Here is a 5050-nt window from a genome sequence, read left to right on the forward strand (position 1 = left end):
CCGAGGAGTTGCTGGAGCGTTTCGGGCTCGGCGGGCGCGCGGCCGACAAACTCGAATCGCTGTCGCTGGGCAATCAGCAGCGCGTGCAGATCGCCGCGGCCGTCATCGCCGATCCCGCCCTGCTCATCCTGGACGAACCCTTCTCCGGACTCGACCCCACCGCCGTGGATTCCATGACCGACCTGCTGCGCGAGTACGCCGGACGCGGTGTGCCGGTGCTGTTCTCCTCGCATCAACTCGATCTGGTCGAGCGCCTGTGCGACGACTTGGTGATCCTCGCCGCGGGCCGCGTGGTCGGCGCGGGCTCGGTTCCCGACCTGCGGGCGCGCGGCGAACTGCGCTACCGACTGGTCCTCGGACAGGATCCGGGATGGCTGAACGAATTCTCCGGCGTGCGCGTCGTGCAGACCGACGGCTCCACGGTGCTGCTGGAACTCACTTCCGCGAGCACCGACGACCTGCTGGGCGCGGCGCTGGCCCGCGGATCGGTGCGAGAACTGGTCGAAGTCCGCCAATCGGTCGCCGACATCTACCGAGAGGTGACAGCGTGAGCACGCCACCCGCCCCGCGGATCTGGCCGATCGTCACCCGGCGCGAATGCGCGGTGAAGATCCGCGACCGCAACTTCCTGCTGTCCACCCTCGTCACCGTCGCCGCGATCGTGGTGTCGCTGGTGCTCGGCGCGTTCGTCACCAGTCGGACCGAGACGATCTCGATCGCCGCGGTCGGCTCCGAGGCCGACCAGGTCGTCGCCACCGCCGCCCGCCTGGCGGGCGCGGCCGACGAACGACTCGAATTCGGCGTGTTGCGCCTCGCCGACGCGGCCGCGGTCGAACAGGCCGTGCGTGAGGAGTCGGTCGACCTCGGGATGGTGGCCTCGCCCGCGGGCTGGACGCTGATCGGCAAGAACGCCGAGAACGACGACGCCGCCACCTATCTGGGCGCGGCCGCCCGGCAGATCGCCCTGGAACGCAACGCCGCCGACGCGGGCGTCTCGCTGGAGGAACTCGGGCGCGGCGGCGCGGTCAGCTACGACCTGCTCGAACAGGGCGGCGTCGACGCCGGTTTGGCGGCCGTCGTGGCGATCGTGTTCGCGTTCCTGTTCTACATGTCCTCGATCCTGTTCGGCACCTCCATCGCGCAGAGCGTGGTCGAGGAGAAACAGAACCGGATCGTGGAGATCCTGGCCAGCGCGGTTCCACTGCGACAGTTGCTGATCGGCAAGATCATGGGCAACACCCTGATCGCGTTGGCGCAGGTGGTGCTGTTCGTCGGGGCGGGACTGATCGGGTTGGCCGCCACCGGGCGCGGCGATCAGATCGCCAGGATCGGCGGGGCGGGCGGCTGGTTCGTGGTGTTCTTCGTCGTCGGGTTCCTGGCGTTGGCGAGCATGTGGGCGGTCGCGGGCGCGTTGGCGACGCGCAGCGAGGATCTCCAGTCCACCGCCACGCCGATGTCGATCGTCATCATGCTCGTGCTGTTCGCCGGCATCTTCCTCACCGGCACGGCCCGCACGGTGGCCTCCTATGTGCCGGTGGTCTCCATCGTCGCCATGCCGAGCCGATTGGCCGCGGGCACGGCGGCCTGGTGGGAACCGCTGGTGGCGTTGGCCCTGATGGCGGTGGCCGCCTACGGCGTCGTACTGCTCGCCGAGAAGATCTACCGGCGCGCGCTCATGCAGACCCAGGGCCGCTTGACCATCCGGCAGGCGCTGGCCGTCCAGGACTGACCCGGGGCGGGAACGCGGCCTCCTGTCGAGGTAATCGACAGTGCTGCAACATTTCCGGACGCCGCGACGATGCGGTAGCCATGCGAAGTATCGGGAGTGCCACCGTCGGAGCCGATGTCGGCTCGTACACGGTGGTCGACGTGGAGACGACGGGTCTGCGCGCGGCGGAGCACCGTGTGCTGTCGGTCGCGGCCCTCACCCTCGACGGCGAGGGGCAGGTCATCGACGAATTCCACACGCTGCTCGATCCCGGGTGCGATCCGGGCCCGGTCCACATCCACGGGCTCACCCGCGAGATCCTGCGCGGCGCACCGGTATTCGATCAGGTGCGCGACGAACTCGGGGCCATGCTGGCCGGTCGGGTGATGGTCGCCCACAACGCGCATTTCGACTACGGGTTCCTGGCCCGTGAGTTCCATCTCGCCGGCGGCGTGCTCCCGGTGGCGCGTCGGCTGTGCACCCTCGCGCTGGCGCGGCGCGTCGGCCCGCCCATCCCGAACTGCACGCTGGGCGCGCTCGCGGCGCACTACGGCGTGCGGCAGTCGAAGGCCCACGATGCCCTCGATGACGCGCGAGTGCTCGCGGGAGTCCTGCGCGCACTCATCCTGGACGCCACGCGCCTCGGCATCCATCCGCCCACCCTGGACTGCCCGCCCAAGTCCGATCATCGCGGCGGCTGGGGTCGGCCGGTGGAACGTCGCGGCCCCAAACAGCCCTGCCCCTACCACTACCCGGGGCGCTGGGAACCGAGCGGACCGCTGACCCAGGGCATGAAGATCGCTTTCACCGGCGACAGCGAGGTGGAACGGGAAGTGCTCGTCGCGCGCGCCGAAACTGCGGGCCTCGACGTGACCGGCGCGGTCAGCGGTCGAACGAGTCTGCTGGTCGCCAACCGTCCGGACTCCGCGAGCACCAAGGCGCGCAACGCCGTTCGGCATCGCACACCGATCGTGGACGAGCGAACCTTCCTCGGTCTGCTGTCGACGATCCGACCGGGGCGACGCAAAGACGAACCGCCGGGTCGCCCCGCCATCGACTCGCCGCGCGGTCCGCTCGCGGGTCGACGCATTCTGGTCCTCGGCGGCGGTCACGACCGATCCGCCGCCGCCCGCCGCCGCATCACCGAACTCGGCGGGTCCGCCGCGGTGAACCTGTCGGCGAACGTCACCGACGTCCTGGCCCTGCCCGGCGCGGAATCCGACCGCCGGATGACCAAGGTGCGAGAACTGGGCGTGCCCGTCCACGGCCCCGAACTCCTCGACCCTGACCGAGCCCACGCCGAGCCACCTGCCCCGAAAACTCCCGAGCCGCGGCGTCCCCAGATCCCTGAGCCGCAGGTTCGGGCGATCGAGCCACAGGTCCTGGAAACCCCCGAGTCGCAGGCTCCGCAAGACCTCGACCCGCGGATTTCGCGAAACGTCGACTCGCATTATTCGGAGCCTCGCGCGTCGCAGGTCTCGGAGGTGCCCGAGTCGCAGGTTCCGGAGGTGCCCGTGTCGCCGGTGCGGGAGGCGTTCGCGCCGCTGGTCCCGGACGCTCCCGACTCGCCGGCGGGGGAGGCGATCGCGTCGCAGGTTCCGGACGCTCCCGACTCGCAGGTGGAGTTCGCGCCGCAGGTTCCGGAAACTCTCAAGCAGCAGGTTCCGAAGACCTTCGAGCCGCGGGTTCTGGCGCGAGGACAGGTCACGGACCTGCCGGTCACCGAGCACGGTTTCGAGTGGACCGTGCGCGCCGCGTGGGGGCACGGCGGGAGCTGGGAGGTCGATCTGGTCGCGTTCCTGGTGGACGAGGACGAGCGGGTCGACGGCGACGCCGACTTCGTCTTCTACAACCAACCGGAGACCTCGGGGGTCCGTCTGCGCGGCGACGGGCCCAGCGAACAGGCCGCGCAGATCTCGCTCACCGAACTGCCCGACCACTGCCGCCGTGTCGTGGTGGCCGCCGCGCTCGACGGCGAGGGGGTGACGTTCGGTGACGTCGGCGCGATCGAGATCGAGTTCGCGCCCGGTGACGACGCCGCCGCCGTCGCTCGGGCCACCCTCGACGCCGCTACCGAGGAGCGGACCCTGCTGCTCGCCGAGATCTATCTGCGGGGTGCGACGTGGCGGGTGCGGGCGGTGGGACAGGGCTATGCGGCGGGTCTGGCCGAGCTGGCTCGCGGGTACGGGGTCGACGTCGCAGACTGATGCCGTAAGGGGCGTGAGTCGTAGCCGGGGTATTGCCGGGTGGTCGGCAACACTGGGGTGGTGGCGGAGTCGGCGGGCGTCGAGGGGGACCAGCGGGGGATCGCCGGGCGGATGCCGAGGTGGCTGCCGCGGGCGATGGTGTTGGCGTTCGTGCTGTTCGGGGTGTACCAACTGGGAAGTTGGGCGGTGCACCGACTGCTCGGGTTGTTCGTGGTGGTGCTGGTCGCGTTCTTCGTGTCGCTGGCGATGGAGCCCGCCGTGGACAATCTGGCGGCGCGGGGCGTGCCGCGCGGTCTGGCCACCGGCGGGGTCTTCGTTCTGCTGTTCGGCTTCCTGATCGGGTTCAGCGCGGCGTTGGGCACCCTGCTGGTGGAGACGGTCGACAATGTCGCGGGGGAGACGCCGCGTCTGGTGCAGGAGACCGTGGACTGGGTGAATCGCAGTTTCGACCAGCAGTTCACGGTCACGCAGTTGCGGGATCGGCTGCTGCGCGATTCCGATGTCATCAGCGGGTACGCCGAACGGGCGGCCAACCACGCCTGGGGGTGGTCGAACACGATCCTGGGCGGCTTGGCGCGGTTGCTGCTGATCGCGTTGTTCAGCATCTATTTCACCGCCTACGGGCCGCGCATGCGGCGGTCGATCTGTTCGCTGCTGCCGCCGCGCCGCCACGAGGCGGTGCTGCGCGCGTGGGATCTGGCGATCGAGAAGACCGGCGGCTACCTCTACAGTCGCGCGATCCTGGCGGTGATCTCCGCGATCGGACACGGGATCTTCCTGGCGCTGCTGCACATCCCCGACGCGGTCGCGTTGGGCGTGTGGTTCGGGGTGGTCGCCTCGTTCGTCCCGACCGTGGGCACCTATGTGGCGGGCGTGCTGCCGGTGCTGGTCGCGCTCACCGTGGACCCGCTGGACGCGGTGTGGATCATCCTGTTCGTGGTGCTCTACCAGGTCTTCCAGGACTACATTCTGCAACCGCGGCTGACCGCGCGCACCGTCGACGTCAATCCCGCCGTGGCGCTGCTGGCCGTGCTCGGGGGCGGCGCGCTGCTCGGCGCGATCGGCGCTCTGCTGGCGATCCCGGCGACGGCCACCGCGCAGGCCTTCCTGAACCTGTACGTGCGCCGCTACGAGG

The 5050-nt window shown here is 70.1% G+C and carries 4 protein-coding genes; all 4 read left to right on the forward strand.

Annotated elements, in window-relative coordinates; all coding sequences use genetic code 11:
- The coding region (locus ON30_RS28135; protein ID WP_040712077.1) for an ABC transporter ATP-binding protein at positions 1-551 on the forward strand (551 nt) is incomplete at its 5' end.
- Positions 548-1729, forward strand: coding sequence for an ABC transporter permease (locus ON30_RS28140; protein ID WP_040712079.1), 1182 nt, complete (start codon positions 548-550; stop codon positions 1727-1729). The genes ON30_RS28135 and ON30_RS28140, both read left to right, overlap by 4 nt.
- Before the next feature lie 80 nt (positions 1730-1809).
- Entirely contained in the window at positions 1810-3915 is a 2106-nt protein-coding gene (locus tag ON30_RS41395; RefSeq protein ID WP_040712081.1) for a TerD family protein, read from the forward strand.
- Between the two features lie 39 nt (positions 3916-3954).
- On the forward strand, positions 3955-5050 hold a 1096-nt coding region (locus tag ON30_RS28150; protein ID WP_245554257.1), incomplete at its 3' end, for an AI-2E family transporter.

The sequence above is a fragment of the Nocardia takedensis NBRC 100417 genome, assembly GCF_000308695.1.
Classification (GTDB): domain Bacteria; phylum Actinomycetota; class Actinomycetes; order Mycobacteriales; family Mycobacteriaceae; genus Nocardia; species Nocardia takedensis.